The sequence below is a fragment of the Deinococcus multiflagellatus genome, assembly GCF_020166415.1.
Classification (GTDB): Bacteria; Deinococcota; Deinococci; order Deinococcales; family Deinococcaceae; genus Deinococcus; species Deinococcus multiflagellatus.
This window is the reverse complement of record NZ_JAIQXV010000032.1, coordinates 1-26,566: the sequence shown is the minus strand read 5'-3', so window position 1 is coordinate 26,566 and position 26,566 is coordinate 1. Positions and strand designations below refer to the sequence as shown.

Annotated in this window: 27 protein-coding genes, 1 tRNA gene and 1 other RNA gene; 19 read left to right on the top strand and 10 right to left on the bottom strand. The window is 66.3% G+C overall.

Going from position 1 to position 26,566, the window contains the following annotated elements:
* Window positions 1-102 precede the first annotated feature (102 nt).
* From menC to K7W41_RS22400, 3 genes are read left to right on the top strand one after another with little or no spacing between them, the layout of a single operon-like run.
* On the top strand, window positions 103-1,212 hold the full coding sequence (gene menC, locus K7W41_RS22410; protein WP_224612705.1) for an o-succinylbenzoate synthase: 1,110 nt from the start codon (window positions 103-105) through the stop codon (window positions 1,210-1,212).
* Entirely contained in the window at window positions 1,212-2,006 is a 795-nt protein-coding gene (locus tag K7W41_RS22405; protein ID WP_224612703.1) for an acyl-CoA acyltransferase, read from the top strand. Before menC ends, K7W41_RS22405 begins: the two co-directional genes overlap by 1 nt.
* A 55-nt stretch (window positions 2,007-2,061) precedes the next feature.
* Window positions 2,062-2,607 (top strand): single-stranded DNA-binding protein, encoded by a 546-nt coding sequence (locus K7W41_RS22400; RefSeq protein WP_224612701.1) that lies wholly within the window; start codon window positions 2,062-2,064, stop codon window positions 2,605-2,607.
* Window positions 2,608-2,802: 195 nt separating this feature from the next.
* Here the strand turns inward: K7W41_RS22400 and K7W41_RS22395 are convergent, their stop codons facing one another.
* Together K7W41_RS22395 and K7W41_RS22390 are read right to left on the bottom strand one after the other, a co-directional pair.
* Window positions 2,803-3,249, bottom strand: a complete 447-nt coding sequence (locus tag K7W41_RS22395; protein WP_224612700.1) for a pyrophosphohydrolase domain-containing protein — start codon at window positions 3,247-3,249, stop codon at window positions 2,803-2,805.
* Window positions 3,250-3,727: 478 nt separating this feature from the next.
* Window positions 3,728-4,375, bottom strand: coding sequence for a metallophosphoesterase family protein (locus K7W41_RS22390; RefSeq protein WP_224612698.1), 648 nt, complete (start codon window positions 4,373-4,375; stop codon window positions 3,728-3,730).
* 102 nt (window positions 4,376-4,477) lie between these two features.
* Between K7W41_RS22390 and K7W41_RS22385 the strand changes: the two genes are divergently transcribed.
* From K7W41_RS22385 to K7W41_RS22370, 4 genes are all read left to right on the top strand, one after another.
* Window positions 4,478-5,002 (top strand): GNAT family N-acetyltransferase, encoded by a 525-nt coding sequence (locus K7W41_RS22385; protein WP_224612696.1) that lies wholly within the window; start codon window positions 4,478-4,480, stop codon window positions 5,000-5,002.
* Between the two features lie 103 nt (window positions 5,003-5,105).
* Entirely contained in the window at window positions 5,106-6,005 is a 900-nt protein-coding gene (gene rocF / locus K7W41_RS22380; protein WP_224612694.1) for an arginase, read from the top strand.
* Window positions 6,006-6,063: 58 nt separating this feature from the next.
* The gene (locus K7W41_RS22375) at window positions 6,064-6,234 is read left to right on the top strand and encodes a hypothetical protein (protein WP_224612693.1); all 171 of its coding nucleotides are present in this window, start codon (window positions 6,064-6,066) and stop codon (window positions 6,232-6,234) included.
* Between the two features lie 185 nt (window positions 6,235-6,419).
* On the top strand, window positions 6,420-7,040 hold the full coding sequence (locus tag K7W41_RS22370; RefSeq protein ID WP_224612691.1) for a 1-acyl-sn-glycerol-3-phosphate acyltransferase: 621 nt from the start codon (window positions 6,420-6,422) through the stop codon (window positions 7,038-7,040).
* Between the two features lie 260 nt (window positions 7,041-7,300).
* Here the strand turns inward: K7W41_RS22370 and nrdR are convergent, their stop codons facing one another.
* The 5 genes from nrdR to dnaB form a co-directional block, all read right to left on the bottom strand.
* Complete coding sequence (gene nrdR / locus K7W41_RS22365) at window positions 7,301-7,759, bottom strand: transcriptional regulator NrdR (RefSeq protein WP_224612689.1); 459 nt, start codon at window positions 7,757-7,759, stop codon at window positions 7,301-7,303.
* 4 nt (window positions 7,760-7,763) lie between these two features.
* Window positions 7,764-8,483 (bottom strand): SDR family NAD(P)-dependent oxidoreductase, encoded by a 720-nt coding sequence (locus K7W41_RS22360; protein ID WP_224612687.1) that lies wholly within the window; start codon window positions 8,481-8,483, stop codon window positions 7,764-7,766.
* 62 nt (window positions 8,484-8,545) lie between these two features.
* Window positions 8,546-8,752 (bottom strand): hypothetical protein, encoded by a 207-nt coding sequence (locus tag K7W41_RS22355; protein WP_224612685.1) that lies wholly within the window; start codon window positions 8,750-8,752, stop codon window positions 8,546-8,548.
* 190 nt (window positions 8,753-8,942) lie between these two features.
* Window positions 8,943-9,617: an NUDIX hydrolase gene (locus K7W41_RS22350; RefSeq protein ID WP_224612683.1), complete on the bottom strand. Its 675-nt coding sequence runs from the start codon at window positions 9,615-9,617 to the stop codon at window positions 8,943-8,945.
* Window positions 9,617-10,963 carry a replicative DNA helicase gene (gene dnaB, locus K7W41_RS22345; protein WP_221091469.1) on the bottom strand — a complete coding sequence of 449 codons (1,347 nt, stop codon included), beginning with the start codon at window positions 10,961-10,963 and terminating at the stop codon, window positions 9,617-9,619. Before dnaB ends, K7W41_RS22350 begins: the two co-directional genes overlap by 1 nt.
* Before the next feature lie 420 nt (window positions 10,964-11,383).
* Between dnaB and K7W41_RS22340 the strand changes: the two genes are divergently transcribed.
* From K7W41_RS22340 to K7W41_RS22325, 4 genes are read left to right on the top strand one after another with little or no spacing between them, the layout of a single operon-like run.
* Window positions 11,384-11,824, top strand: coding sequence for a type IV pilin protein (locus K7W41_RS22340; RefSeq protein WP_224612671.1), 441 nt, complete (start codon window positions 11,384-11,386; stop codon window positions 11,822-11,824).
* A 55-nt stretch (window positions 11,825-11,879) separates the two neighbouring features.
* On the top strand, window positions 11,880-12,323 hold the full coding sequence (locus K7W41_RS22335; RefSeq protein WP_224612669.1) for a type II secretion system protein: 444 nt from the start codon (window positions 11,880-11,882) through the stop codon (window positions 12,321-12,323).
* Window positions 12,320-13,708 carry an O-antigen ligase family protein gene (locus tag K7W41_RS22330; RefSeq protein ID WP_224612667.1) on the top strand — a complete coding sequence of 463 codons (1,389 nt, stop codon included), beginning with the start codon at window positions 12,320-12,322 and terminating at the stop codon, window positions 13,706-13,708. The genes K7W41_RS22335 and K7W41_RS22330 overlap by 4 nt, the downstream gene beginning before the upstream one ends.
* On the top strand, window positions 13,705-14,253 hold the full coding sequence (locus tag K7W41_RS22325; protein WP_224612665.1) for a DUF1802 family protein: 549 nt from the start codon (window positions 13,705-13,707) through the stop codon (window positions 14,251-14,253). Before K7W41_RS22330 ends, K7W41_RS22325 begins: the two co-directional genes overlap by 4 nt.
* A gap of 44 nt (window positions 14,254-14,297) precedes the next feature.
* Here the strand turns inward: K7W41_RS22325 and K7W41_RS22320 are convergent, their stop codons facing one another.
* Window positions 14,298-14,759: a hypothetical protein gene (locus tag K7W41_RS22320; RefSeq protein ID WP_224612663.1), complete on the bottom strand. Its 462-nt coding sequence runs from the start codon at window positions 14,757-14,759 to the stop codon at window positions 14,298-14,300.
* A gap of 192 nt (window positions 14,760-14,951) precedes the next feature.
* Between K7W41_RS22320 and K7W41_RS22315 the strand changes: the two genes are divergently transcribed.
* The 3 genes from K7W41_RS22315 (at window position 14,952) to K7W41_RS22305 (ending at window position 21,016) form a co-directional block, all read left to right on the top strand.
* A complete protein-coding gene (locus K7W41_RS22315) occupies window positions 14,952-15,707 on the top strand; it encodes a class I SAM-dependent DNA methyltransferase (protein WP_224612661.1) in 756 nt (251 codons plus the stop codon).
* On the top strand, window positions 15,704-16,666 hold the full coding sequence (locus K7W41_RS22310) for an NAD(P)H-dependent glycerol-3-phosphate dehydrogenase (RefSeq protein ID WP_224612660.1): 963 nt from the start codon (window positions 15,704-15,706) through the stop codon (window positions 16,664-16,666). Before K7W41_RS22315 ends, K7W41_RS22310 begins: the two co-directional genes overlap by 4 nt.
* A 255-nt stretch (window positions 16,667-16,921) precedes the next feature.
* Window positions 16,922-21,016 carry an LAGLIDADG family homing endonuclease gene (locus K7W41_RS22305; RefSeq protein WP_224612658.1) on the top strand — a complete coding sequence of 1,365 codons (4,095 nt, stop codon included), beginning with the start codon at window positions 16,922-16,924 and terminating at the stop codon, window positions 21,014-21,016.
* A gap of 9 nt (window positions 21,017-21,025) precedes the next feature.
* On the opposite strand, the gene K7W41_RS22300 is transcribed toward K7W41_RS22305, so the two are convergent.
* Window positions 21,026-21,946, bottom strand: a complete 921-nt coding sequence (locus K7W41_RS22300) for a diacylglycerol/lipid kinase family protein (protein ID WP_224612656.1) — start codon at window positions 21,944-21,946, stop codon at window positions 21,026-21,028.
* Window positions 21,947-22,006: 60 nt separating this feature from the next.
* Here K7W41_RS22300 and K7W41_RS22295 point away from each other — a divergent pair, with 60 nt between their 5' ends.
* On the top strand, window positions 22,007-22,360 hold the full coding sequence (locus tag K7W41_RS22295; protein ID WP_224612654.1) for a hypothetical protein: 354 nt from the start codon (window positions 22,007-22,009) through the stop codon (window positions 22,358-22,360).
* Window positions 22,361-23,023: 663 nt separating this feature from the next.
* Here K7W41_RS22295 and K7W41_RS22290 read toward each other — a convergent pair.
* The gene (locus tag K7W41_RS22290; RefSeq protein ID WP_224612649.1) at window positions 23,024-23,770 is read right to left on the bottom strand and encodes a hypothetical protein; all 747 of its coding nucleotides are present in this window, start codon (window positions 23,768-23,770) and stop codon (window positions 23,024-23,026) included.
* A 139-nt stretch (window positions 23,771-23,909) separates the two neighbouring features.
* Here K7W41_RS22290 and K7W41_RS22285 point away from each other — a divergent pair, with 139 nt between their 5' ends.
* The 4 genes from K7W41_RS22285 (at window position 23,910) to K7W41_RS22270 (ending at window position 26,302) form a co-directional block, all read left to right on the top strand.
* The gene (locus K7W41_RS22285) at window positions 23,910-24,848 is read left to right on the top strand and encodes a diacylglycerol/lipid kinase family protein (RefSeq protein WP_224612647.1); all 939 of its coding nucleotides are present in this window, start codon (window positions 23,910-23,912) and stop codon (window positions 24,846-24,848) included.
* 146 nt (window positions 24,849-24,994) lie between these two features.
* A complete protein-coding gene (locus tag K7W41_RS22280; RefSeq protein ID WP_224612707.1) occupies window positions 24,995-25,714 on the top strand; it encodes a PHP-associated domain-containing protein in 720 nt (239 codons plus the stop codon).
* Window positions 25,715-25,806: 92 nt separating this feature from the next.
* Window positions 25,807-26,154, top strand: a transfer-messenger RNA (tmRNA) gene (ssrA, locus tag K7W41_RS22275).
* Between the two features lie 64 nt (window positions 26,155-26,218).
* Window positions 26,219-26,302 (top strand) — tRNA-Leu (locus tag K7W41_RS22270).
* The last annotated feature ends 264 nt before the right edge of the window (window positions 26,303-26,566 follow it).

Sequence of the window (26,566 nt, the reverse complement as noted above, 5' to 3'; positions counted from 1 at the left end):
GGCCTGCGAGATCTGTCAACCCCTGTGCCCTGCTGCTTTCTTGAGGCCCAGTCTGGCGCGTCCTGCACGAGCTTTTCGGCTGGCCGACCGGCATACTGGGGCATGTTCAGAATTGAGGCGGCAGAACTGTGGGTGGTGCGCTTGCCCCTGAAGTTCCGGTTCGAAACCAGCTTTGGGGTACAGACCGAAAAACTGGTGCCCCTGCTGGCCCTGCGCGGCGAAGGTCTGGAAGGCGTGGCCGAGGGCACCATGGAATTTGCGCCCATGTACCGCGAAGAAACCGTGGCCGGCGCCCTGCACCTGCTGCGCGAGGTCTTTTTGCCGCGCGTGCTGGGCCGCACCTTCGCCAACCCCGAAGCGGTGAATGACGCGCTGGGTGCCTTTCGCGGCAACCGCATGGCGCGGGCCATGGTGGAGATGGCCGCCTGGGACCTGTGGGCCCGCACGCTGAACGTGCCGCTGGGCACCCTGCTGGGCGGGCGCAAGACCCAGGTGGAGGTGGGCGTGAGCCTGGGCATTCAGCCGGACGAGGCGGCCACCGTGGAGATGGTGCGCCGCCATGTGGACCAGGGCTACCGCCGTATCAAGCTGAAGATCAAGCCCGGCTGGGACGTGCAGCCGGTACAGGCCACCCGCGAGGCCTTTCCCCATATCCGCCTGACGGTGGACGCCAACAGCGCCTACACCCTGGCCGACACCGCGCGCCTGCGGGCCCTGGATAGCTTTGACCTGACGTATATCGAGCAGCCGCTGGCCTGGGACGATCTGGTGGACCACGCCGAGTTGCAGCGCCGTCTGGCCACGCCCCTGTGCCTGGACGAAAGCGTGACCAGCGCCCAGGACGCCCGCAAGGGGCTGGCGCTGGGGGCGGGCGGGGTGATCAATATCAAGGTGGCCCGGGTGGGCGGCCACGCCGAGGCCCGGCGCGTGCACGATGTGGCGCAGGCGTTCGGAGCGCCCGTGTGGTGCGGCGGAATGCTGGAAAGCGGCGTGGGCCGCGCGCACAACATCCACCTCTCCACACTGCCGAACTTCACCCTGCCCGGCGACACCAGCAGTGCCAGCCGGTACTGGGCCACCGACGTGATTCACGAGCCCCTGGAAGCCGAGGACGGCCTGATGCCGGTCCCGGCCGGCCCCGGAACTGGCGTGACCCTCAACCGCGAGTTCCTTGCGCGCGTGGCCGAGCTGCACGAGGAGCGGCGCGCCTGATGGTGCCTGTGCCGCCGGGGTACGTGGTGCAGGAGGTCACCGACCCCTGGGCCTTTCGCGCCCTGGAAGAGGTGCAGGTGGCCGCCTGGGGCTACACCGACCGCGAAGTGACTCCCGGCACCCTGTTTCGCATCAGCGCCGTGAGTGGGGGCGTGGTGCTGGGGGCTTACCCCGAAGCCGAGCCCGAGCGCCCCGTGGGCCTCGCCTTTGGCTTTCCGGCCTTGTGCCAGGGCGAGGTGTGGCACCACTCGCACCTGCTGGCCCTGGACCCGGCCTGCCGGGGCAGTGGGCTGGCGCTGGCCCTCAAGCATGCCCAGCGCGAGCGGGTGCTGGCCCAGGGGCTGCGGCGCATGACCTGGACCTTCGATCCCCTGGTGGCCCGCAACGCCCGCCTGAATCTGGGCAAGCTGGGTGCGCGTGCCCGCACCTATCTGCCCGACTGGTACGCGCTGGAGGCCGACCGCGCGCGCGCCTTTCCCGCTGACCGTCTGTTGGTGGAGTGGGACCTGACCCAACCCCTCCCCGCCCGGCCCGCCCCTTTACCGAATGGGGAACGGGTGCTGGAGGCCCAGGGCGAAACGCCGGGCCCGGTCCGCCGGGCCCCTGGCGCCCCAGTGCGCCTGGCGGAAGTGCCTACCCATCCCGAGCATCTCTCCCCTGCCACGCGGCTGGCGTGGCGGCTGGCCCTGCGCAACGCCCTGGGCACCGCCCTGGCCGAGGGCTACGAAGTCACCGACCTCGCCCGGGACGGTGAGCGCGCCTTTTACGTGCTGACCCGGCGCGCCGAGGGGTGATGTCCGCTAGCCAGAACACCCATTCTGTGTTATGTTATTTACATAAGGAGGCAGCATGCTGCACATTGAATTCACCACCGATCTGGGCGCCCGGGTCACCGTTGACGTTGAAAATGCCGACAAACTGCTGGACGTTCAGCGCCAGTATGGCCGCCTGGGCTGGACCAGCGGCGAAGTACCCACCGGGGGCTACCAGTTCCCGCTGGACAACGAGCCCGATTTCGACTGGAGCCTCCTCGGCGCGCGCAAGTGGACCAGCCCCGAAGGCGAGGAGCTGATCATCCACAAGGGGCACGCCTACCGCCGCCGCGAGCTGGAGGCCGTGGACAGCCGCAAGATGAAGCTGCCCGCCGCCGTGAAGTATTCGCGCGGCGCCAAGAGCACCGACCCCGAGCACGTCCGCGAGAAGTCCGACGGCGAGTTTGAATACGTGACGCTGGCGATCTTCCGGGGCGGCAAGCGCCAGGAACGTTACGCCACGCCCGGCGGTCGCGCCCCCGGCCAGGCAGCGCCCCAGAGCGCCCGCCCCGCCGCGCCGCGCCCGGCCCCCCCGGCCGCCCGTCCCGCCCCTGCCCGCGCTGAAGAAGAAACCCCGTTCTGAACGCAGAACCTAGAGTGAAGTGGGGCGCTGTAAAAACATCGGCACTCACGGCATGAAAGGGCTGCTTCTGGGCCCAAAGAAGAACTGGCCGCCGCTGTGAACCAGCGCCCAGCCTGAGACATCACCGCCCACCGCCGAGGCAAAAGCAGCACCAGGCGGTGGGCGGTGGCCTATGTTGCTGAACTCGCCCAGGGCTCAGCGCCTCTCCCCTGCTGCCTCTGCCTGCGCCTCCAGCACCCGGCGCACATTGGCGGGCTGCCAGCCCGGCGGCTTGAGCAATTTGCCGTCGGCGCGGCGGGGCCCGGCCAGCTTGGCCATGTTGGCGCGGTGCACCTCGGCGAACACCGCGTCGGCATCAATGCCCAGACGGTCCAGGGCGCCGTAGGTCACGTACAGCAGGTCGGCCAATTCGTGGGCCAGGGCGCTCAGGTCGCCGGGAGCCAGCGTCTCCCCAGCTTGCAGGCGCGTTTCCAATGCCGCCCACTCGGCCTGCACCTCGGCTGCTTCCTCGGCGATCAGGGTGCGGCGCAGCGCCAGCAGGGCGGGCGAGGGCACGGTGGGCCGGGTCAGCGCCGGTTCGCCCAGAGCCACATGAAAGGCCCGCAGGCGCGCGGCGTTGGTGGGGGGACAGGGCTCGGACACGGGGGCATGCTAGCCCCCCAACAGACACCCGGCGCCGAGGGCAGGGCTCGGGCGCCGGGTGGAAGGAAGCTGAAGTGTGGCGGGTGGAGGGACTTGAACCCCCGCTGTGGCCGTGGCCCGCTCGCGCGCCCGTTGGTGAAGAGGTGGGCGTCTCCCTCTTGGTCTCTGCCCCCGCAGGAGGAGGCAGCCTCACCAGACCGACGCAAGTATGGGCGGACCTGGGCGGCGCTGCATGTGCCGCTTCTACAGCAGACCTTAAGCGAAATGGCGCAGGTCAGGCGGGCCAGGGAGGCACTCCTACCGGGTCCCTCTGAGAGGGAGGCGCAGGGTGAACAGGGTTCACACAGAGTCAGGGTCAGCGAACCGATGACTGGCCTTCTGCCTTGCCGTTCAAGGACGGCCCGCGCCAGTTCGCTTGGTGTCCTCGCCCTTTCTAAGCCCCACTCCAGCGACGCCCACGCCCCTTCATCCTCTGCCTTTAAACCTCGACCACCCGGTAGCCGTAGGCGTTCAGCACGCGCGCGCCGCTGACGGGATCGGTGTATTCCAGCTTGCGACCTTCGTACTCGTGGATGTGGCCGTGCACCACCACCGCCGGGCGCCGCCGCGCCATAAAGGTCGTGATGGCCTCGCAGCCCCGGTGGGCGTGGTCGGCTCCGGCGTGGGGCCCGGTGGGCGGCGCGTGGGTCAGCAGCACGTCCACCCCCCGGCGGGCCTGCCATGCCAGACGCCCCAGCCCCCAGCGGGCCTGCGCGGCGCTGTACTGGCCTTCGCCGTCCTGCCGGTAGCGCGGCACTCCGCCCCAGCCCGCCACCCGCAGGCCCGCCTCGTCCACCACCCGGCCGTGGGCGCTGATCACGCCGCGCGGGGCCACGCGGCCCTCGCCCTCGTTCACATACTCGTTGGCGTGGTTGCCGTGCACGTAAATCACGGGCACGGTGAGCTTAGTCGCCAGAAACTCCAGGTAGTAGCCGGGCAGGTCGCCCGCCGCCAGCACCGCATCCACCGCCGGCACGCCCTGCGGAAAGGCGTCGCGGTACACGAAGGGATGCACCTGATCGGCCAGCAGCATCAGCCGCTTGCCCAGCCGGGGCGCGGGGGTGGGGGGCGGGGGGGCTTGGGTCATGGCAGGCTGGGGCACGGGTGCCCGGGAAACAGCAAAAAACTGAGCGCCCAGTCTAGCGCGTGGGGCCACCCCCACCGCTGCCGGCCACGCTAGGGTGGGGGCATGGCCCTGCTGTCTGGTCCCCGCCTGGACCTGCTGCCCCTGAGCCGCGCGCTCGTGGAGCAGCGACTTCAGGGCGCTCCCTTTGATCTCCGTTTGCCGCTGCCCGGTGGCGAGCGCCCCGTGCAGGTGCCGGCCGAGTGGCCGGGGGACCTGCTGCCCCTCTTTCCCCACAAGCTGGCCCACTGGCCCCAGGACCAGCCCACCTGGCCAGGCTCGTTTGTGGCCGTCCACCGCGCCCAGGCGCAGGCCATCGGCCAGCTGGGCATCAAGGGGCCGCTGGCCCCAGAGGTCGAGATTGGCTACGGCCTGAGCCCGGCGGTGTGGGGGCAGGGCTACGCCACCGAGGCCGCCGGGCTGCTGCTGGCGTGGCTGGCCGACCAGGGCGTGCAGACCGTCACAGCCCAGACCGCCCTGACCAACCCTGCCAGCGCCCGGGTGCTGCAGAAACTGGGCTTTGCCGTGACGGGCGAAGCCACCGACCCCGACGACGGTCCGCTGCACCTCTGGGCCCGCCCGCTGGCATGAATATTCAGCCCCAGTGGAACAAGCCCGCGTGCTGGGGCCACTGGGGCGCCCATAAAGTTGCACCCGCAAGGCATAGCGCAGAGCAGCGCTTAGGCTGGGCAGCATGAACGTGGCATTGCTGGGCATTCCGATGGATCTGGGCGCGGGGCGGCGCGGTGTGGACATGGGGCCATCGGCGCTGCGCAACGCGCATCTGGCCGGGGCGCTGCGGGCGCTGGGGCACACGGTGACGGACTTGGGCGACGTGGGGGTGGCGCTGCCCGAATCGGTGGACAAGCTGATTGAGGGCGGGCTGGTGTTCCTGACCCCCATTCAGGAGGCCTGCGCCGCCGCTGCCGAGCGCGTGGCGGCCCTGGGGCCAGACGTCTTTCCGCTGACCATCGGCGGGGACCACAGCGTCAGCATGGGCACCGTGACCGGCAACGCCCTGCGGCTGGCCCCGGGCGGCGGTCGCCTGGGCCTGATCTGGGTGGACGCCCACACCGACTACAACACCCCCGACAGCAGCCCCAGCGGCAACATTCACGGCATGCCCGTGGCCCACCTGACCGGCCTGGGCGACACCCGCCTGACCGGCCTGGGCGGCGGCTGGCACATGCGCCCCGAAGACATCGTGATGATCGGCATTCGCAGCGTGGACCCCCACGAGCGCGAGCTGCTGCGCGAGGCCGGCATCAAGGCCTACACCATGAAAGACGTGGACCAGCTGGGCATCACCCGCATTCACGAGGAAACCCTGGAGCGCCTGAGCGGCGTGCAGGGCCTGCATGTGTCCTTTGACGCCGACGCCCTGGACCCCGCCGTGTGCCCGGGGGTGGGCACGCCCGTGCCCGGCGGCCTGACTTACCGCGAGGGGCACCTGCTGATGGAACTGCTCTCGGAATCCGGGCGCGTGACCAGCATGGACATTGTGGAGGTCAACCCCATTCTGGACGCCCACAACCAGACGGCCGAGGTGATGGTGGGCATGGCCGCCAGCCTGCTGGGCCAGCGCATTCTGTAACCCCCGGGACGCCTGGCCTGCAGCCGGCGCGCTACCCTGTGCTCATGAGGTTAACCCGATGAACGCGCCCGCGTGGCGGGTGTGGCTGGTTACGGCCCTGGTCATTGGCTGGGCCCTGCTGACCTTCCGTTTCGTGCAGACCGCGCAGTGGCCGATGGCCGGGCTGTGCCTGCTGCTGCTGCTCAGCAACGCGGTGACCCTCTGGCGCCTGACCCGGCACGGTCGGTAGGGGCGGAACGCCTAGCCGCACACCCAAACAGCACCCACAGGTCACAGCCGCGCCCGTTCACCTGTGAACGGGCGTTTTTCTTTTTCCTACTCTGTTTCGCCGCGTCGTCATGCCTTGCGGCCTCCAGATGAACCGCGTCCCAGCCTCAAGAGTCCTGTCAGCGCACCTGCCTATACTTCAGGGCCATGTCTCCTCTGTGGCCTGGACGGCAACCCACTTTCGGTTCACGCCTTGCAGTGTGGGCGCTGCGCCTTGCGGGCTGGGAAGCCGTGCTGGCGCCCCCACCCGGCCTGAAGTGTGTGGGGGCCGTGGCGCCGCACACCCACAACGCCGATTTCTGGCCCGGCATCTTCTGGACCTGGGCCACCCGCGCCCCGGCGCGCTTTGTGGCCAAGCGGGAACTGTTTTTCTTTCCGGTGGGCGTGTTCATGCGCGCGGTGGGCGGCCTCGCCCTGGACCGGCGCCGTTCGGGCGGCAACTTTGTGGACGCGGTGGTGGGCATTATTGAGCGCGAAGAGGAAATCATGCTCGCCATCGCCCCCGAGGGCACCCGCAGCCGCGGCGACTACTGGAAGACGGGCTTTTACTACATGGCGCTGGAAGCGAAGGTGCCGATTGCCGTGACGGTGCTGGACTGGGGCCGCCGGCGCGTGGGGATCGTGGGGTACGTGACCCCCACCGGCAATCTCGAAGCCGACTTTGCCCAGATCCGCGAGTACCTCAACGGCGTGCGCGGCCACACCCCGGCCAACGAAACACCCGCTGTGCCCCGCCCAGCCGCCGCTGGGGGCCCCAGCCGCACGTAGATCGTCCCGGCCAGCCGTCGCCTTGACTGCTGGGCACCACTGATAAGGATTCCGGCTCATCCGTTATGGGATAACGGATGAATCCGACCGGAGGGACGCGCAAAGCGGCACCGCAGAGAAGGAAAAACGGTGACGGAGAGGCCTGGAGGCACCGAAGCGACGCGCAGGGGCTGGAACGGATCATCCGAAATCCGTATGCCGGCGCAGAAACCGGCGTCAGGCCATCCCGCTGCGCCTGGTCGGCCCGACGCCAGCGGCATTTACCCCTCCGCCTCCCCCTCGTCTTTCAGGCCCCGGATCTCTTCGATAAACCGCTCCAGCGAGTCGAAATCGCGGTACACGCTGGCAAAGCGGATGTACGCCACGTCGTCGAGGGGGCGCAGGAAGGTCATGGCGCGGCGGCCAATCTCCTCGCTGCGGATCTCGGCGGCCTGCACCTCATCCTCAAAGCCGTAGGCAAAGGCGCGCAGGGCGTCACTGTCCACCGGGCGCTTTTCGCTGGCCAGCACCAGACCGCGCAGCAGCTTGTCGGGGTTAAAGGCTTCTCTTGGCCCGCTGCGCTTGACCACCATCAGGGGCTCAAGCTGCGCGCGCTCATAGGTCGTAAAGCGCCGCGCGCAGTTCAGGCACTCGCGGCGGCGGCGAATACTGGCGCCGTCGTCGCTGGGGCGCGAATTGACCACCTTGCTGTCGGGGGCCGAGCAGTAGGGACAGCGCACGGCGTTACCGCCCCTCGGGCCGCACCCGGGGCACCTCAGGCAGCGGCACGTCCAGCACATTGCTGCGCAGGTGCCGCAGGTCAGGACTGGCCAGGGCCAGCACCGCCGCCGCCAGCGGGCGGTCTAACGGTTCCTCGCCGCTGCTGGCCCGCGCCGGCAGCAACAGATTCAGGCGCAGGTCCTCGCTGTGGGCCTGCTCCACCAGCCCCCGCAGGGCGCCGCGCTGCGGATGAACCTGCAGCCCGCGCTCGTCCAGGTGCGGCCCGATGATGGTCAGCCAGGTGTCGGGCAGGCGGCGGCGCAAAATCTGGGCGATGGCCACGCTGCTCTTTACGTTGCAGTTAAAGAGGTCCATCCACTCGCTTTCGCCCAACATGGTGAACTCGGTATGCGCGCGCTTGTCGGCCAGATGCACAATGCCGTGCAGCGCGCCGTAAATGTCCAGAATGCGGGTCTGCGCGCTGAGCCAGTCCAGGGGCACGCCCACATCGGCCTTGATGGGAATGGCGTGCCCGCCCGCGTGCTCCAGCTGGCTGGCCACCACCGCCAGCGTTTCGCTATTGTTGCCGATCAAGACCACGCTGGCGCGCGCACGGGCGAGCGCCGCACTCACCACGCGGCCGTAGCCCTGGTCGGCGCCGGTCACCGCGATCACCTGCCCCGCCAGCAGGTCCTCCAGCGAACCAGAGGTGCCGGGCGCTGCAGAGGTGGAAAACAAAGTCATGGCCTTCAGCATAGCGGAGGTGCGCGCGGCCCCGTGTCCCCGCGTCCGGCGCTGCGGGGGCCTTAACCCGCCTGGGGCAGTGGGCGCAGCGCACTGGGCGGCGGGTCGCTGGCGCGGTGGCCCACCCCACAGGGATGACACCAGTAGGCCTGATCTCCGTCGCGCAGATCGTGCAGGGTCATGGCCTGCCCACAGCGCGGGCAGACATGCTGGTAGCCGCGTCCGCTGGCAGGCAGTGGATCGGCCTCTTTGCGTAACAGACGCTTCATATTCTGATATTAGCAGATTGGGGGAGAAACAGAAAGGCGCGGCAGTTGGTCGGTTCCGCGCCTACTGGGTGCTGCTGTGTGGCATTCACTGCGCACCCGAACGCAGGGCACTGCTCCCCCCTGAGCGCCATAGGCCAGGAGAGCCAGCCACGGCACGTCAGGGCTGGCTCCCAGCTTCCAGCGACCCCCGTTACAAATCCGGCTCGCCGTTGAGTTCGGGTTCCTGGACCGCCGCGCCCGGTGAAGGAGGCTCGCCCACCCGGCGGCGCTTGCGCAGCATCGCTGGTTCCTTGTCCAGATTAAAGACAAAGTGCCGGGGCCGGCGCTCGCGCAGCCACGTTTCCAGGGCCACCAGCCGCGGCCGGAAGCGAATGAACTCGCGCAGCTGCCGGATGGGCACGAAGCGCGCCTCCTGCACGTCGCGGTCCGGATCGCGGGGTTCCAGCTTGCCGCCCACCTCGCGCCCCGTGTAGAAGAACTGCAGGTGGTGCCCCCAGGTCACGGCCTGGAATTCCACGATGAAGGCAAGGTCGCGCAGTTCGACCACCAGCCCCGTTTCCTCGAAGGTTTCGCGGCGGGCGCCGTCTTGCACCAGCTCGCCGGCTTCCAGGCCGCCCTTGGGCAGCGACCAGCGGCCCCGCTCACGCACCAGCAGAATCTCGTCGCCGCGCAGGACAATGCAGCCCACCCCAATGCGGGGCTCGGCCAGGGGGCGTTTCTGGCCTCGCTTGCTGGGGGCCGCTGGGACGGGCACCGCTGTGGTGGTCGTGACCTGCCCGGGCCGGGCCTGCTGAGGCGCCCCCCGGCGCCGCCGCCGCCGCCGCTGCCCCGCCGCACCTGCCGCCTTGTTCTGATCTTCGGGCATCACACGCCCTCCGGGGCCAGATCGTTGAAGCGCACGTGGGCGCTGTGAAACTGCAGCCGCACCGTGCCCACCGGGCCGTTGCGCTGCTTGCCAATGATGATCTCGGCGATACCCTGCTGGTCGGTTTCTTTGTTGTAGTACTCGTCGCGGTAGATGAACATCACGATGTCGGCGTCCTGCTCAATGGCCCCCGACTCACGCAGGTCCGAGAGCATGGGGCGGTGGTTGGGCCGCTGCTCCACAGCGCGCGAGAGCTGCGAGAGCACGATCACCGGCACCTCCATTTCACGGGCCAGCCCTTTGAGGCCGCGCGAGATGGTGCTGATCTCCTGCTGGCGGTTGTCGCTGCCGCCCGAACTTTTGCTGCCGGACATCAGCTGCAGGTAGTCAATGACCACCAGCCCCAGTTGCCCATGCTGCGCGGCAATGCGCCGCAACTTGCTGCGCAGGTTGTTCAGGGTAAGGTCTGGCTCGTCGTCAATGATCATGGGGGCGTCGGCCAGCCGGCCAGCGGCGTGGGCCAGCCGCTCGAAATCGCGCTCATTGAGCTGTCCGGAGCGGATGCGGTTCATGTCCACCCGCGCCTCGCTGCACAGCATGCGCAGGGCCAACTGCACAGCGGGCATTTCCAGACTGAAGACCGCCACGGCTTTTTCCCCACGCAGCGCCACGTTCTGGGCAATGGAGAGGGCAAACGCGGTCTTTCCCATGCTGGGCCGGGCCGCCAGCACATTTAAGCTCCCCTTTTGTAGCCCTGAAATCTGCTCGTCCAGGTCACGAAAACCGCTGCTGACGCCGTCGGGAATACCCTTGTTCTGGTGCAGCAGGGTGATGTACTCGAAGGTTTCGGTCACCACCTCGTTCATGGCCTGAAAGGCTTCGCCCTTTTTCTTCTGCTCGGCCACCTCGAAGATCATCTTCTCGGCGCGGTCCAGCAGGTCTTCCAAGGGCAGCTGCGCTTCGTAGGCCAGCTGCATCGCCTTGCCCGAGGCGCTGATCAGGGCCCGCAGCGTGTGTTTCTCCTGCACGATACGGGCGTAGTGCTCGGCGTACGCCGCCGTGGGCACCTGATCCGACAGGCCAATCAGATAGGTCAGCCCCCCCACCTCGTCCAGCTGCCCCTTGACGCGCAGATCCTCGCTGAGGGTCACGAGGTCTACCGGTTCGCCGCGCTCCTGCAGCGTGCGCATGGCGGTAAAGATCTTGCGGTGGGCCTCGCGGTAGAACATCTCGGGCGTGACCGTGTCCCCCAGTTGCCCCAGGGTATCGTTGTCCAGCAAAATGCTGCCCAGCACGCTGATTTCAGCGTCGTTGCTGTGCGGCGGAACGCGCGGCGTGAGTTCCAAAAGCCTCTCCTCTGGCCCACGCACGCCGCCGGACAGAGGGGGCACCTCTGCGACCTGCGCGCATGTCCATGTTCTTGATGAAATCAGGGGCGGCCTGGAGAGCACGCCCATTCGCCGGGCAGCGGGGCCGCTCGGCTGAACTGCCCGCCAGCATACCACCCGCAGGCAGAGGCCCCAAGTCTTACAAAGTCTGACTGCTGGTTTAAAAGCAAAATCTTCGCTCGGACACGTCTTTTGCTCGCGTTACACTTCAAGGTCGAAACGTTTACTGGCTTGCAATCCGGTAAGACTCCTGTGAGAACGGCCCCCGTACACTTCAGACCAAGCCAGGACGGGAGACACCCGAACACCGGCTAGCCATACGCAGGCGAGGTCTGGCCCATTTATCCCTTAACCGGCCCGCCGCACCCAGGAGTTACCATGAAGAACACGACCCAAGGCTTCACCCTGATCGAGCTGCTGATCGTTATCGCCATCATCGGCATCCTGGCCGCCGTGCTGATCCCCAACCTGCTGGGTGCCCAGAAGCGTGCGTACGACACCTCGGCTCAGTCCTGCGCCAAGAGCATTCAGACGGCCCAGGCCACGGCCCAGATCGACAACCAGGGCTACTTCTCCATTGCCAAGAGCGGCACTGCTGCGCCCACGATTACCGCTGGCAGCCTCCCCAGCGGCGCGACCCTGCCCACCGCGACAGACCTGGCTTCCAACTGCTCGGACCAGAACATCCGCATCGCCACCACCACGGCGCCCAGCGGCTCCAACGCGACCTACGTGATCACTGTTGGCGATATCCGCGGCTCCAAGACCTTCACCGTCACCCCGAGCAACCTGACGGGCGGCGGCAACGCCCCCAGCTAATCCTCTTCTCAACATACGGGGCCACGCCAGTACGGAGTGGCCCCTTTACGCAACCATGAAACAGATGCCAGCCTACGGCTTTACCTTGATCGAACTGTTGCTGTCAATTGCCATTATAGGCACGCTGGCAAGCATCATGCTGCCCAACCTCCTTACAGCTCAAAAAAGGTCATATGACACAGGAGCAAGGATGTGTGCCAAGAGCTTGCAGACTGCACAGGCTATTTCGATGGTTGACTATAAGACCTATGTCAACCTCTCAAGTAACGCCACCCTGTTGAGCGATTTTTTGCTTAATCTCGATAAGAGCTGTCGCAATCCTAATATCTTTGTCAAAGACAGAGCTGCCAGTGCGACGCTCGCCTCAACATATACATTCGACGTTTGGGACATTCGCGGTTCAGCGGTTATTACGGCGACACCAACCCTGGTGAGTGCCAACGTCCCAGGTTCGACGCCTTTCTCGAATACAGGTGCTGGGGGTATAAACTTTCCGTGAGCTCTGACGTTACCACCAACGCTTCCTCCAGAACCCCTTACCTCCTTATCTTCGCACTCTGTGTATTGCCACTGCTCATCAATCCAGCAGTGGCAATTTCATTTGATGACGTCTACCTCACTCCCAAGCTTCTCTGGATTTATACCGTCACTCTGCCTATCGCTCTTCTGATGATCATTGAGCGGCGGCAGCTTATAGCGTGGCGTTCAGTATGGCCATTGATGGCGCTGGGGGGTTGGCTCCTCCTGGGTGGGTTCATTTTCCATCCAAATAAGCTCATGTGGGTGGGTGCACCAGGTCGGGCGGACGGCGTGGCAATGCACCTCACTTATATTGTGATCGCCACAGCTGGTTTTCTCTGGGCAAGACAGAAGGGGAAGGTCGGCGCAAGCAAAACGCTGGCCTATGGGCTTGCTGTTGGCGGCGCTTTACTCGCCCTAACAAATATTTTGCAGCAATGGAATCTTATGGGGGTTCCCGGCGAAGGGGCCTTCGGGGGTGTCCTGGCTACACCTGCCGGAGGCACGTTGGGGAACCGTGGTTACATGGGCGGAGCCCTGGCGTTACTTATTCCTTTGGTGGCTTGGGTTATTCCTCACCTGCCCACGCCTCAACAACGCTGGGGGCAGGCAGCGCTGACGCTCCTCTGCTGGGGTTGGCTCGGCTCATGGACACGGGGGGCGTGGTTGGCTGGTGGAATCGGCCTGACATGGCTGCTTCTCCTTGACAGTGGGACACGTCGCCGAGCCGTGGCTTATCCTCTCGCTCTTGGCGCACTCCTGTTCACTGCGAGCGCCGTTTTCGGACCAATGGAGGGCAGAACCCTCTCTGTCTACGGCAGCGAGGGGAGTCAAGGCTTCACTGACAGCAGTGGGCGGCAAGCCCTGTGGTCGCTTGCTATGCACGGCATACATAAAAAACCTCTGGAAGGCTGGGCCCCCCCTGCTCTCTGGCGGGTCCTGTCCACCCAGGCCACACCGGTTGTCGCTGCCGCTCTTGTTCCCAAAGACAAGGAGTCAGCCGTGACCGCGATAAGCCGAGTCCAAAGTCCGCCAGAAGAAGCCCCCAGTTTAATCGTTCAGTATGCGACAGGGGAGCGGGAAAGATTATTCTTCCCTATTAGTAAAGTACACAATGAATTTTTAGATTATGCGCTAACCTTCGGAGTTCCAGCCGCACTTCTATTCTTCTTGATTATTTTTACAGGTGTATCGAGAAACATGGCGGACGTATTGGGACTGAGTGCCACTCTCATTTCATACGGCGTATATTTGACAACGTGGCCTGAGATTGTCCGCTTTGCCCCTCTGGCCTGGTTTATCTTGGGGGTTGCCCTTGTGAAAGCTGGCCCACGTGTCGACCGGCAAACTAGAATACCGACATGACACGTCCCGCCCTCAAAGAATGGGACACCCAGACCCAGTTGCTCACCCAAGGCCGCCTCTCGCTGCTCATCCGCAAGGGCGGCGTTATGGAAACGCATGACGGCTTTGAGGTGGAGCACCGTTCGTTTCTCCTTTACCCCACCTTCCTGCACCAGAATGCGGCCGAGTTGCAGGCGCAGTATCAGCCGCTTCTGCGCGATGATCCCCAGCCCGGCACTATCCATCTGCCCGCATTGGCCGAGGTGGTGGCGGTTCACAAGATCGAGTCGCTGGACACGGCGTTGCGGCTGGAGCCCCTTCAGGCTCTGACGGCGGCGGCCATTGAGCGGCGTTTTCATTACCGCAATCGCCCCTGGGTCCACGCGCTGCTCCTGCGCATTCGACCCCTAACCCCGCCCCTCGACGTCCCCGAAACCCCAGAAATGCTGGGGTGCGTGAGTTGGGTGCCCCTGGGGAACCTGGAGATTGCCGCTGGTAAAGCCGTCATCCCCGAAGCGGAATTGCAGCGCCGGCAGCAGCACCTTCAAGAATTGATCCAGACCTGAAAAGAGGGAGGCCAAGTATGCCTCCCTCTCCCTTGTCGTCCCCTTTACAGCGCGTTGAGGTCGTAATTGTTCAGCAGTGTGGTCTGGACGTTACCGTTGGGGTTGACCAGGTTCCAGCCTGCCTTGGTGCCGCCCACAAACTGGTTGTCGCGCTGGGCATATACCAGCCGTTTGCCATTGTCAGCGCTGAGGACCGTGTCGCCCGCGTCGTAGCGGTTGTTGTTGTTCGCGTCGCGGAACACGATCACCCGGTAGGTGCCGTAGGGCAGATTGGTGGGCAGGTCCAGGGCAAAGCCCCCCGTCAGGAACTTGTCAATGACCTGGCTCTGGGTGCCGTCGGCCGTGTACTGGCCATTGTTAAAGCCCACGATGGCCAGACCCAGGTTCTGGTTGGCGTTAAAGCCGCGCAGCTGGCCGGTCACATCTTTCTTGATGGGGTTGCCCGCCAGGGTGCAGGCGCTAAGGGTGAGGGTACCAAGGGCGGCAGCGATCAGCAGGTGCTTCATGGGTGTCCTCCGGGGAAAAGTTGAGTTGACCTGTTTACCGTAGGCGAGCACAGGACACGGCACCACCGCCCTTCCCTTGCCGCTTGGCTCACGCCCGGTTCACGCCGGGCGACCCGTAGGTTCCAGGAGAGTAGTTGTGGCCCCACTGGGGGCGCAGAAACCCTGGCAGGGGCGGGGCTTATACTTCCATTCATGCAGCAGCCGCCCTTTACCGCGCTCGCCGCCGTCTACGACGCGATCATGGCGGACGTGGAATACGACCACTGGGCCGACTTCGTGCTGACCTATGCGCGCGACGGCGGCCTGAACACGACAGGGCGGGCACTGGACCTCGCGTGCGGCACCGGCGGCTTTACCCATGAGCTTCAGCAGGCGGGCTGGCAGGTCACGGGCCTGGACGCCAGCCGCGACATGCTGGCCGAGGCCCGCCGCCGCCTGCCGGACCTGACGTTCGTTCCGGGCGATCTGCGCACCTTTAACCTGGGGCAGACCTTCGATCTGGTGACGTGCGTGTTCGACAGCCTGAACAATCTGCTGACCCCCGCCGACCTGGGGGCCGCGCTGCGCCGGGCGCGGGCCCATCTGCGGCCCGGCGGGCTCCTGGCTTTCGACGTGAACACGCGCCTGGGCGTGCAGGACCTGTGGGACGGCGGCGCCATCGAGGGGCTGGCCCCACTCCCCGGGGGCGGCGAGGTGCACTACCACTGGTCGCATCACTTTGATGATGAGGCAGGCTTGGGCGTGGTGCAGGCGCTGTGCCGGGTGGAGGGCGAGGAATTCATCGAGGTGCACCAGGAACGCGGCTACGATCCGGCGGACCTGGAACCCCTGCTGGCTGGGGCCGGCTTCGAGCGCTGGGACATTGTGGAATACCCCGATTACGCGCCGCCCACGCCCGAGACGCCCCGCGTCTGGGTCTTTGCCTGGGCGCCGGAGGCCCAGCCATGAGCGCGCTGCCGGTGCTGGGGGCGGGTGGCTGGGGCACCGCTTTGGCGGTCAATGCGGCCCGCAACGGCCCTGTAACCCTGTGGGCCCGCCGCGCCGATTTTGCCGGGCGACTGCGTCAGGAGCGGGTGAACGCCGAGTATCTCCCGGGCGTCACCCTACCGGCGCACCTGGAAGTCACGGCCCATCTGGGCGAGGCGCTGGGCGACGCCGCCTTTGCGCTGGTCGTGGTGCCCAGCGTGGGGGTGCCGGACCTGCTGGCGGTGCTGCCCCGGTCGCTGGGCGTGGTGCTGTGTGCCAAGGGCCTCGCGCCCGACGGCAGCCAGCTGACCCATCTGGCCCGCGAACTGGGCTTTCTGCGGGTGGCGGTGCTCAGCGGCCCCAACCACGCCGAGGAGGTGGGGCGCGGGCTGCCAGCGGCCACGGTGGTGGCCAGCCGCGACACCGGCTTTGCCCGTACAGTGCAGGCGGCCCTGATGACCCCCGCCCTGCGGGTGTACACCAGCGAGGACGAAACGGGCGTGGAGCTGGGTGGCGTGCTGAAAAACGTCATGGCCGTGGCGGCCGGGCTGGCCGATGGCCTGAACCTGGGCGACAACGCCAAGGCCGCGATCATCACCCGGGGGCTGCGCGAGATGGGCCGCTACCTGAAGGCCGAAGGCGCCCACGAGGACACGGTGTATGGCCTGAGCGGCCTGGGTGATCTGGTTGCCACGGCCACCAGTCGCCACAGCCGCAACCGCGCGGCGGGCGAGGCGATGGCGCGCGGCGAGCATCCGGGGCAGGGCGGCAAGGTGGTGGAGGGCCTGCGCACCGCCGGTCTGCTGGACGCCTGGGCCACCGCCCACGGCCACGACCTGCCGATTGTCCGGGCCGTGGCCAAGGTGACCCGGGGCGAATGGACCCCGCAGGAGGGTCTGGCCCAGCTGATGGAGCGAGAGGCCAAACCCGAGCGGCATTGAGGGGAGAGTCAAGAAAGCCCATCCAAACGTGCTGAAACGCCTTTTGCACCCAGGGCGGACCGTAGACGCTGTATCTAGTACCTCATTTGGGCCAAACGTACAAGTGCTTGTACGCCTCTCAGGGCGGTGGTACAGTCAGCCATCGAAGAACAGGTTGCCCGACAGCAGCCCCCAATCTGGATGAAGACGGTGACTCACGGCTCGAAAGGAGCGGTGCGTTTCTTATTGTGGCTGTCTTCTTCCGCAAGGAGCCCTATGACCACCCCCGCTGCCCCTGCCCTGACCAACTTTGACGAGAACGCCCATCACATTGCCAAGCGGCAGTATCTGCAGCCCGGCGACGGCGACCTGGGCGGGATGTTTCACCGCATTGCCAGCTGGGTGGCGGGCGCCGAGGCGCCGGACGCACGGGCGCACTGGGCCCAGAAGTACTTTGACCTGATGGCCGAGAAGAAGTTCTGCCCCGGGGGCCGTGTGCTGGCCGGCGCGGGCACATCCCACGGCAACGTGCTGAACTGCTTCGTGCAGGGCGCCACCGAGCATGCGCCCAGCAGCTTTGAAGGCGTGATGGAAGTGGCCAAGAAGCTGGCCCTGGTGACCAAGGTGGGCGGCGGCAACGGCGTGAACCTGGACGTGTACACCCCCCGCGCCGCAGGCAGCCGCCCCGACGCCGGCGTGCGCGGCTGGGCTTACATGAGCGCCGCGCACGCGGACGTCGTGGACTTTATTGAGGGCCTGATGCGCCCCCCCACCCAGCCCGACGGCGACAAGCAGCCCGTGGCCGTGCGCAACTGGACCCGCGTGGTGTACGGGCAGGTCATCCGGCCCGAGGTGGTGGCCCTGGCGCGCGCCAACGGCGTGGCGGTGGTTTCCGCGCTGCCCGAGGGCGTGCAGACCGTGCCCGACGACATGGGCGGCATCATTGACGCCGCGCGCAAGGTGGCCGACGACGCCAAGCTGGGCCTGGAACCCCGTATTGACCTGAGCGCCATGCGGCCCGAGGGCGCGCCCATCAAGGGTTCGGGCGGCACCAGCAGCGGGCCGGTCAGCTTCCTGCTGGAAATCTTTGACAACTTTCTGGAGTGGGCCAACCGGGGCGGCGAGGGCAGCGGGCCTATTAACACCCTGCGCTTCGTGTACGCCCCCGTGCTGCGTGTGGTGCGCCAGGGCGGCACGCGGCGCGGCGCGGGCATGGCCACCATCTCCATCGGCCACCCGGACGTGCTGGATTTCCTGACCGCCAAGGACCTGGACCGCGAGGCCGCAGAAGGCGATATCTCGACCTTCAACATCTCCATTCTGGTGGGCACTGCCTTCTGGGACACCCTGCAACAGGGCGGCGTGTGGCCCGTGCAGGCGCAGGAGGTGCCGGGCAAGTATTACCTTGCGCCGCAGACCGGGCCTTTCAAGGGCGAGTGGCCCGAGCTACCCGTACGCGCCGAGGACGACGCCCAGGGCGTGCCGGTCTACACGCTGAAAAAAGGCCAGACGGGGGTGCCCGCGCGCTGGCTGTGGGACCAGATTGCCCAGCACGCCTGGAGCACCGGTGAACCCGGCCTGATTTTCGTGGACCGGATCAATGAATACAGCGCGCTGAAGGACCTGGGCGAGCGCTACCAGATTCGCAGCACGAACCCTTGTGTCACCGCCGATACCTGGGTCAGCACGGCTATGGGGGCCCGGCAGGTTCGGAACCTGGTCGGAAAAGATTTCTGCGCCGTAGTCAATGGCCAGTCCTACAGCGCGCGTGGGGGCTTCTGGCTCACCGGCATCAAGCCGGTCCTAACGGTCACCACGCGCCGGGGCTACCAGCTGCGCCTGACCGACAACCACCAGCTGCTCAAGGTGGTCCGGCAGACGCGCGACATGCAGGACACGGCGTGGGTGGAGGCGGGCACCTTGAAGCCCGGCGACCGCATCATGCTCAGTGATCACACCGAGATCACGCCCTGGGCGGGCGCGGGCAACCGCACCGAAGGCTGGCTGCTGGGCAGCCTGATTGGTGACGGCACGTTCCTGACCGACAGGGCGCGCCCCATGGCCGCTCTGGGCTTCTGGGGCGACACGCGCCACGCGCTGGCTGACGCCGCGTACGAGCAGCTTGGGCAGATGGGCGCGGTGAAAAAGCTCTGGCGCAGTGACGATGAGGCGCGGGCGCGGGTGCGTCTGAGCAGCGAGGCCCTGGCCGAATTGGCCGCCAAATACGGTGTCACCCACGGCCACAAGACCCTGACCGACCGGATGGAGCAGGGTGGCTACGATTTCTACCGTGGGGTGCTGCAGGGCCTGTTCGACGCCGACGGCAGCGTGCAGGGCGATCAGCGCAAAGGCGTCAGCGTTCGGCTGGCCCAATCTGACCTGCCCTTGCTTCAGCGTGCCCAGCGCATGCTGGCCCGCCTGGGCATTCTGAGCACGCTGGCCCCTGAACGACGCCCTGCCGGTACCCGCGTGCTGCCCGACGGTCAGGGTAGACAGTCAGAGTACCCCGTGCGCGCCCAGCACGAACTGATCATTAGCGGCAGCAACCTGCGTGGGTACGCCGAGCGGATCGGGTTCCGGGATGAACGCAAGTCAGCGCGACTTGAAGAGGCACTGAGCGGCTACGCCCGCGAACTCAACCGCGAGCGCTTCAGCGACGAAATCGTGAGCATCCTGCCCAGCGGCGAAGAAGCGGTGTACGACGTGACCGTGGACCAGGTTCACGCCTTCGATGCCAATGGCATTGTGGCCCACAACTGCGGCGAAATTCCCCTCACCGTGGGCGAGCCCTGCGACCTGGGCGCCATCAACCTCGCCGCCTACGTGAAGGGCAGCGCGTTCGATTACCCCAGCTTCCGTGAGGACGTGCGCACCTGCGTGCGCTTCCTGGACGACGTGCTGGACGTGAACGTGTTTGCGCTGGAAGACAACCGCGTGGCCAGCCAGGACCTGCGCCGCCTGGGCCTGGGCGTCATGGGGCTGGCCGACGCCCTGATCAAGCTGGGTCTGCGCTACGACAGCGAAGCCGGACGCGACACCATTTTTGAAATCATGAGCGTGCTGCGCGAGGAAGCGGTGGCCGAGAGCGAGCGCCTGGGCCAGGAACGCGGCATCTACCCCGTCTACACCCGCCACGAGGGCCAGATTCCCCATGCCCCCCGGCGCAACGTGGCGGTGCTGACCGTGGCCCCCACCGGCACCACCTCCATGCTGATGGGCGTGAGCAGCGGCATTGAGCCCATCTTCAGCCCGTTCATCTGGCGCAAGATCGGCAGCGAGTACCGCGCCCTGCTGGCCCCGCTGTTCGTGGAACTGCTCGAAACCTACCCGGCCCCCCAGGGCATGAGCAAAGACGGTAAGTGGGACTGGGACAAGGTCACCGAAGCCGTCAGCGAGAACCACGGCTCGGTGGTGGGCCTGCCCTTCATCCCCGAAGCCTTGCAGCAGGTGTTTGTGTGCGCCCACGACATCAAGCCCGTGGACCATGTGCGGATGCAGGGCGCCGTGCAGCGCGCCTTTGACGCCGAAGGCCACGCCGCCAACAGCCTGTCCAAGACCATCAACCTGCCCAACGAGGCCACCGTGCAGGACGTGCAGGACGCCTACAGCGAAGCCTACCGGACCGGCTGCAAGGGCATCACGGTGTACCGCGACGGCTCGCGGCAGTTCCAGGTGCTGTCCACCAGCAAGAAGAAAAAGGACACGGCCGAGCAGCCCGCCCAGGCCGCCGCTGAAGTGATGGGCGAGCAGGGCGAGACGCCCGTGCCCGCTGCCGCCGCCCCCACGCCCCAGCCCGCCGCACCTGCCCAGGTGGTGAAACCCGTGACGCCCAGCAAGCCCCAGTACGAGCGCCCCACGCGCCTCAGCGGCATCACCGACATGGTCAAACTGACCGACCCCACCAGCGGGCACCGCCGCTCGTTCCTGGTGACGGTGAACCAGCTGAACGGCAAGCCGGTGGAAGTGATGGTGATTTCCGGCCGCGCGGGCGACGAGGCCAATGCCGACAGCGAGGCGCTGGGCCGCGTGGTGTCCATTGCCCTGCAACATGGGGTGCCGGCCCAGGCGATCATCAAGACCCTGCGCGGCATCAACGGCGGCCTGTACGGCAGCTACAACGGGCGCCTGGTGGGCAGCAAGGCGGACCTGATCGCCGTGGCGCTGGAAACCTTCCAGAAGGACCTGGAAGCCGCGCAGCTGCCGCCCCTGGCCGGTGGCAGTACCGACGCGGTGGCCGTGAGCAGCGCCCCCACGGGCGTCAGCGTGGACAGCATGGCCCGCGAGCGCTGCCCGGTGTGCGAGGAAAAGGCCGTGATCCGCGAGGAAGGCTGCCTGAAGTGCCAGGCCTGCGGCTACAGCAAGTGCGGGTAAGGTCCTGGCCTACCCCTGTGCGGGACTGAGCACCTGTAGCGCTCCGGCCACCACTTCGACCTCCACCACTCCGCCGGGCGCTGTGCTCCGGCGGAGTTCGGTGTCGAGGTGCCACACTTGTCCCTGATCCGCAATCACGAAGCGGCGCCCGACCGCCGAATGCACGCTGGGCAGCTGGTGAAAGGTGCCCCGGCGCATGGCCTGGGCATAGGTGAGCATGGGTGCGCGCCGCAGGCCGTCCACGCGCACCAGATTCAGCAGGCCGTCGTCCACCCGGGCCCCCGGGGCCAGGTGCAAGCCATTGCCGGTGCTGGGCGTGTTCATCACCTCCAGCACCGCCACAGGTGGGCTGGGCAGCGGGCGGCCGTCCACGGTCACATGCAGGCCCAGCGGCTGGTGCATGGCAAAGGCTTCCAGGGTCGAGCCCAGCGCGCGCACCGGGCTCTTGGCCAGATGGGGCCCGTAATCGTCCAGAATGTCGGCGAACAGCCCACAGCCGCAGGCTTCCAGAAAGTGGTCCTCACCCCAGCTTCCCCGGATGCGGCCCACATCGAACGGCATCGGCCGGGCCTGCCCGAAGCGCTGGGCCACCGCCAGGGGGTCACCGAAAAGGTTCAGGGCGCGCGCCACGTTGTTGGCCGTGCCCATGGGCAGCACGCCCAGGGTGACGTCCCGGCGGCCCAGCAGGTGCAGCGCCCCGGTGCGCAGGGTGCCGTCGCCTCCGGCCAGAAAAATGGTGCCGCTGGTCTGGCCCAGCAGGGTGCCCAGCTCCTCCGTGTGCCTGGTGACATGCAGCGTGACCGCAAATCCAGCGTCGTGCAGGGCGCGGCACAGCGCGGCCGGTGGCGCGCGGTGGCTGCTGCCCGCCCGTGGGTTGTAGATCAGGGTGGCGGGGAGGCGCTGAAGGCTCAGACCGGGCCTCCTGAACAAAGCGGCGCGAACATGATCATGGGCTGTGCTTCAGCGTACCGCGCCGGGGTACGCTGGGCCATGCCTCTGGATGAGTACCGCTCGCCCTCCCCTGCCCGGCTGCGCCTGTATCTGGGGCTGTGGCTGATGGTGCTGCTGACCGCCGTGCTGGGCCGCCGCTCCGGCGATCTGGGCACGCGCCAGACCCTGCGCCGCAGTTCCTTCGCCCGGGTGATGTTCATGGACATCGGGGCGCTGTCCACCCTGGGCGCCCTGTATCTGGCCCTCACAGGCCGGACGGCGGCGCGGCTGCCGGGCGCGGCGGCGTCGCTGGTCCTGGGCAGCTTTACGCTGCTGCCTGCGCTTGCCTACGAAGACTGGGTGGCCCTGCGCCAGCAGCGCGCGGCGCCGCGACACCCGGACACGCTGGATTAGGGCGGGGTCAATGGCGAAGCCCCGGCAACGCACCGGGGCCGGGGTCAGTCATTACTCTTCTGGGTCAGCGCGCCATTGCTGTTATCAGCTGCCTCGCCGCCGGGTGCACAGGCTTCCCAGAAGGCCCTGCAACCCTGCGGGTTATGGGGCAGGATGCGGCTGTGCATTCAGGACAATAGCCAAAATCGACCAGGGACTGAGCATTCGACCAAGCCTACCCTTCTCTGGGCAAAGCCAGAAGGCAGCCGCGTTTCTGGCCAAGCAGGAGTTCAAAATGAGGCGCCGCCTCTGGCTTGGCATGCCGCCTCAACAAGGCAATCGTCGGGTATACAGTGACCCAGTCTTGCCCCGCCTGCGCTAGATCATCGGCTTTACAGCCGTACCTCAAATGTGCGGAGTCACCTCTATCCTTCCCCGTCAGCTGGGCAAGGGGCTTGCGGTAGCCCAAACTCAATAAACTGACCGTCTTCGTGCGAGCATTGGTGGCAAGAAAGGCCCTGAATTTTGTTGTGTTGTCGAACGTGCACACAATGTAACTGTCCTCAGTTTGACCCCGGCAATCCACGTTCTGCAGCGTCCCTCCGAACTCCTCTTCTATCCATTGGGCCTTTAGAGGGGCTGTGGACGCGCAGGCCGAGAGCAGGATCAAAGCGCCCCACCGCTTCACAGCTTTTTCAACTCTGTGTAGGTGTAAGGGTAGGACACTGAAAACCCAATATCGCCGGCCATCCCTGACTTCTCCAGTCGGCTCAAGGGCACCGTCAGGAGCTGCTCATCCTTATCCCCAGGTTGACCGGGGCAGAGATCTATTGCGTCATTGACGGTGATATTCAGGACCAGTTTAATCTGGACGCTTTTATTCGTCAGGAATTTGATGTGTGCTTTGCCGGTGACGCTGCGTGTGTCCTTGCCAAAGTCACTGCCAGAGGTGAAGTTCCCTGCCAGATTGCCCGCTGCGCCGTCCTTCTTGCTGTACCGCAGCATCGAGACAAACTCGCGCAGTTCATCTGCAGGAACCAGCTTCTGAATATCGAAGACGCCACCCTTCTTCGCAATTTCGCCCAGGGACATCCGGACAGCGATATTGCTACAGATCAAAGAGGCCACGCTCTCATTGGCCTTCGCATTGACGAAGGACTGGTACACGGTGGGGTACTTGTCCTTGGTGATTTCAAGGCGTTTTCCTGTCCCCCCTCTCAGGTATTGGCGCCAGAGCGCTTCCACTTCTCGCCCAAACTTCAGTCCAACGACCGTCAGGCCCGCATTCGCTTTCAGCAAGTCAAAGCGCATGGTGCCATTGCGGAGTTCCTGTGACGAGTAAGGCTTGCAGAACTGTCCCTTGGGCGCCGCGTTCACCGTCGAGTAGGGATTACTCTTGTCATCTTTGGGGGTGGCAAAGATCTGCTGCATGGGGGCCTCCAGTGCGGGCCCCAGCTTAGGGCACAGGCCAACCACACTTTGCCTCATGTGCCCACTCGCACCGCCTGCCCGCCCCTTCTCCCACGATTTGCTCAAGGCAACCGCTGAGCTGGCTGACTACAGTGGCGCTATGACAGCAGCCACCGGCCCATCGCCCACCCAGACAGACCGGGGCCACGCCACCCTGATTTACAACGCGAATGCGGGCGGCAGCGGCCACTGCACCCCCGAGGATCTGGTGGGTGTGCTGCATGGCCTGGGGTTCCAGCCTGTGTGCCGCGCCACCACCTCTGAGGACGAGTTGCAGGAAGCGCTGGCCACGGCGCAGGGCCCCGTCTTCGTGGCGGGTGGTGACGGCACCGTGCGCGCGGTGGCCCTGCAACTGGCGGGCCGCCCCGGCGTGGTGCTGGGCATCGTGCCGATGGGCACCGCCAACAACGTGGCGCGGACACTGGGCATTCAGGGCGCGCCGCTGGACATTCTGGCGTCGTACGGTGCGGCGCAGGTGCAGCCCTTCGACCTGGGCCGCGTCACGGCGCCCTGGGGCCAGGATCTGTTTCTGGAAGCCTGCGGCTGCGGCGCCTTTGCCGATGTTCTGGCCGAGTACGACCCCGAGTCCGGCAAAAGCCCCCTGCGCGCCGTGCAGGCCCTGACCACCGCCCTCACCAGCTTTGATCCGCCGCCCCTGAGCCTCACGGTGGACGGGCAGACCGCGCCCCCCACAGCGTTCGCGCTGCTGGAAGTGATGAACACCCGCGCCACCGGCCCCCGGCTGCGGCTGGCCACCCACGCCGATCCTGGCGACGGCCAGCTGGACGTGGTGCGCATTGATGCGGGGGGCCGTGAAGGGCTGCTGGCCTACCTCGCCGCCCTGGCCCGCGATGAGTTCGACGCCCTGTCCAGTGTCGAGAGCAGCCGCGCAGCCGTTGTGGACATTCCTTACAGCGGGCAGGCCTTTCACATTGACGCCGAGGTTCGCCCTCCCGTGCCCGGCGCGGCTGGCGTGGTGCGGGTTGAGGCGTGGCCCGGCGCCCTTCAGGTGCTGGTGCCCCAACAGGGAGAAGGCTGATGCCGCCCGGCCCACCCCTGCCGCCGCCCCATCCCGAATCGCCCCGGCAGGCGCCCCTACACCGCCCCTGGCCAGTCGCGGCAGTCCACAGTCTGCAAGACCGCCTGGGCGCCGCGCTGGGCTGGGCCCCCCGCCCCGCCTCGGCCATGCAGAACAACATCGTCTGGCGCCGGGGCGTGCAGGTGATGCGCGTGGACCTGCACACCCACACCGAGGTCAGCCCGGACTGCAAAACGCCGCTGCGCGACATTCCCGGCTGGATGCTCCGCACCAACACGCGCGTCCTGGCGGTGACCGATCACGACCAGTACCGGGGCGGCCCCGAACTGCAGGCCATCGTGCGCGATCTGGGCCTGGATGACCGCTTAAGTGTGATTGCCGGTGAGGAAATCACCACCCGTGAAGGCGAGCTGATTGGCCTGTTCCTGCAAGAACGCATTCCGCCGCAGCTCTCGCCCGAGGAGACGGTGCAGGCCATCAAAGCGCAGGGTGGGCTGGTGCTCCTGCAACACGGCTTCGATCCCCTTAAGCGCCATCGCCTGCGCCCCGAAGCCACCGCGCGCATCGCGGAGCAGGTGGATATCGTGGAGGTCTTCAACTCCCGCCTTTCGCGCCACCACTGGAACCGCGTGGCCGAGGCCTGGGCCAGTGAACGGAACCTACCCGTCTGCGCGGGCAGCGACGCCCACACCCTGCGCGACATTGGCGAGGCCTGGGTGGAAGCCCCATTCCGAACGGTGCAGACGCCCGAGCAACTGCTGGCGGCCTTGCGTGAAGGCGTGGTGGCTGGCCGCTGGACCCACCCGGTCTATGCCTTTGGTCAGAAACAGTGGCGCAACTTTAATGGGCAATTCCGGCGCTTCTGAGCAGCGTCAGAAGGCGCAGGCAACGTGTGGCAGGTCAACTTTTCGTCAGATGCACCTGCTACACTGTCTGAGCTGAAGAAATTCAGCCCGCTGGGGGTGACCCGGTTTCGACAGGGGAACTGCAGGCGATGTTGCGTGTCGAGGTGCCGTTGGCCTCGTAAAACTACGGCAAAGCCATTAACTGGCAACCAGAACTACGCTCTCGCTGCTTAAGTGAGACAGTGACCGCGAAGCCCGGCCTTTGGCGTCGCGCGAACTGAACCAAAAGAAGGCTAGCCCAGGCAACGCTCTGTAGCTGACGGCGAAAATAAGCAGAGATACGGTCTGCGATAACCCGCCCACTGGTGAGCGCAGACCCGACAATCAAAGAGTGGGATACACACGTAGACGCACGCTGAACGGACTCTTGGACGGCGGTTCGACTCCGCCCACCTCCACCACAGATCCCCGCCCCACCCGGCGGGGATTTCTCTATACTGGGCAGGCCCTGGCAAGGGCGAATGCGCCGGGATGGCGGAATGGTAGACGCAACCGACTTAAAATCGGTCGCCGCAAGGCGTGCGGGTTCAAGTCCCGTTCTCGGCACCATAAAGGAGAGGACCCCTATTGCAGGGGTCTTCTTTTGTTTGCGCCACCACCGGTGGGCAGTGTGAACTCGTAGGCGCGGTAGACCGATGGCACCCCTCAATACCACAGATATTCTTCCCAGCTGCTGCGTTCTGGTTCTGCCGTGAGCGCAAACACGTTCTGGAAGGGAAGTGGCTCTTGGCTAAGCCCGCAGGAGACAGGACGAACCTGCTGCGTTGAAGAGCAGGAACAAAAAAAAGCCCCCTTCGAAAGAAGAGGACTTGG

Bases quoted from the DNA above. Each gene is read 5' to 3' on its own strand.
- menC (WP_224612705.1), top strand. From the start codon at position 103: ATGTTCAGAATTGAGGCGGCAGAACTGTGGGTGGTGCGCTTGCCCCTG.
- K7W41_RS22405 (WP_224612703.1), top strand. From the start codon at position 1,212: ATGGTGCCTGTGCCGCCGGGGTACGTGGTGCAGGAGGTCACCGACCCC.
- K7W41_RS22400 (WP_224612701.1), top strand. From the start codon at position 2,062: ATGCTGCACATTGAATTCACCACCGATCTGGGCGCCCGGGTCACCGTT.
- K7W41_RS22390 (WP_224612698.1), bottom strand. From the start codon at position 4,375: ATGACCCAAGCCCCCCCGCCCCCCACCCCCGCGCCCCGGCTGGGCAAG.
- K7W41_RS22385 (WP_224612696.1), top strand. From the start codon at position 4,478: ATGGCCCTGCTGTCTGGTCCCCGCCTGGACCTGCTGCCCCTGAGCCGC.
- rocF (WP_224612694.1), top strand. From the start codon at position 5,106: ATGAACGTGGCATTGCTGGGCATTCCGATGGATCTGGGCGCGGGGCGG.
- K7W41_RS22375 (WP_224612693.1), top strand. From the start codon at position 6,064: ATGAACGCGCCCGCGTGGCGGGTGTGGCTGGTTACGGCCCTGGTCATT.
- K7W41_RS22370 (WP_224612691.1), top strand. From the start codon at position 6,420: ATGTCTCCTCTGTGGCCTGGACGGCAACCCACTTTCGGTTCACGCCTT.
- K7W41_RS22360 (WP_224612687.1), bottom strand. From the start codon at position 8,483: ATGACTTTGTTTTCCACCTCTGCAGCGCCCGGCACCTCTGGTTCGCTG.
- K7W41_RS22355 (WP_224612685.1), bottom strand. From the start codon at position 8,752: ATGAAGCGTCTGTTACGCAAAGAGGCCGATCCACTGCCTGCCAGCGGA.
- K7W41_RS22350 (WP_224612683.1), bottom strand. From the start codon at position 9,617: ATGCCCGAAGATCAGAACAAGGCGGCAGGTGCGGCGGGGCAGCGGCGG.
- K7W41_RS22340 (WP_224612671.1), top strand. From the start codon at position 11,384: ATGAAGAACACGACCCAAGGCTTCACCCTGATCGAGCTGCTGATCGTT.
- K7W41_RS22335 (WP_224612669.1), top strand. From the start codon at position 11,880: ATGAAACAGATGCCAGCCTACGGCTTTACCTTGATCGAACTGTTGCTG.
- K7W41_RS22325 (WP_224612665.1), top strand. From the start codon at position 13,705: ATGACACGTCCCGCCCTCAAAGAATGGGACACCCAGACCCAGTTGCTC.
- K7W41_RS22320 (WP_224612663.1), bottom strand. From the start codon at position 14,759: ATGAAGCACCTGCTGATCGCTGCCGCCCTTGGTACCCTCACCCTTAGC.
- K7W41_RS22315 (WP_224612661.1), top strand. From the start codon at position 14,952: ATGCAGCAGCCGCCCTTTACCGCGCTCGCCGCCGTCTACGACGCGATC.
- K7W41_RS22310 (WP_224612660.1), top strand. From the start codon at position 15,704: ATGAGCGCGCTGCCGGTGCTGGGGGCGGGTGGCTGGGGCACCGCTTTG.
- K7W41_RS22305 (WP_224612658.1), top strand. From the start codon at position 16,922: ATGACCACCCCCGCTGCCCCTGCCCTGACCAACTTTGACGAGAACGCC.
- K7W41_RS22295 (WP_224612654.1), top strand. From the start codon at position 22,007: ATGCCTCTGGATGAGTACCGCTCGCCCTCCCCTGCCCGGCTGCGCCTG.
- K7W41_RS22290 (WP_224612649.1), bottom strand. From the start codon at position 23,770: ATGCAGCAGATCTTTGCCACCCCCAAAGATGACAAGAGTAATCCCTAC.
- K7W41_RS22285 (WP_224612647.1), top strand. From the start codon at position 23,910: ATGACAGCAGCCACCGGCCCATCGCCCACCCAGACAGACCGGGGCCAC.
- K7W41_RS22280 (WP_224612707.1), top strand. From the start codon at position 24,995: ATGCAGAACAACATCGTCTGGCGCCGGGGCGTGCAGGTGATGCGCGTG.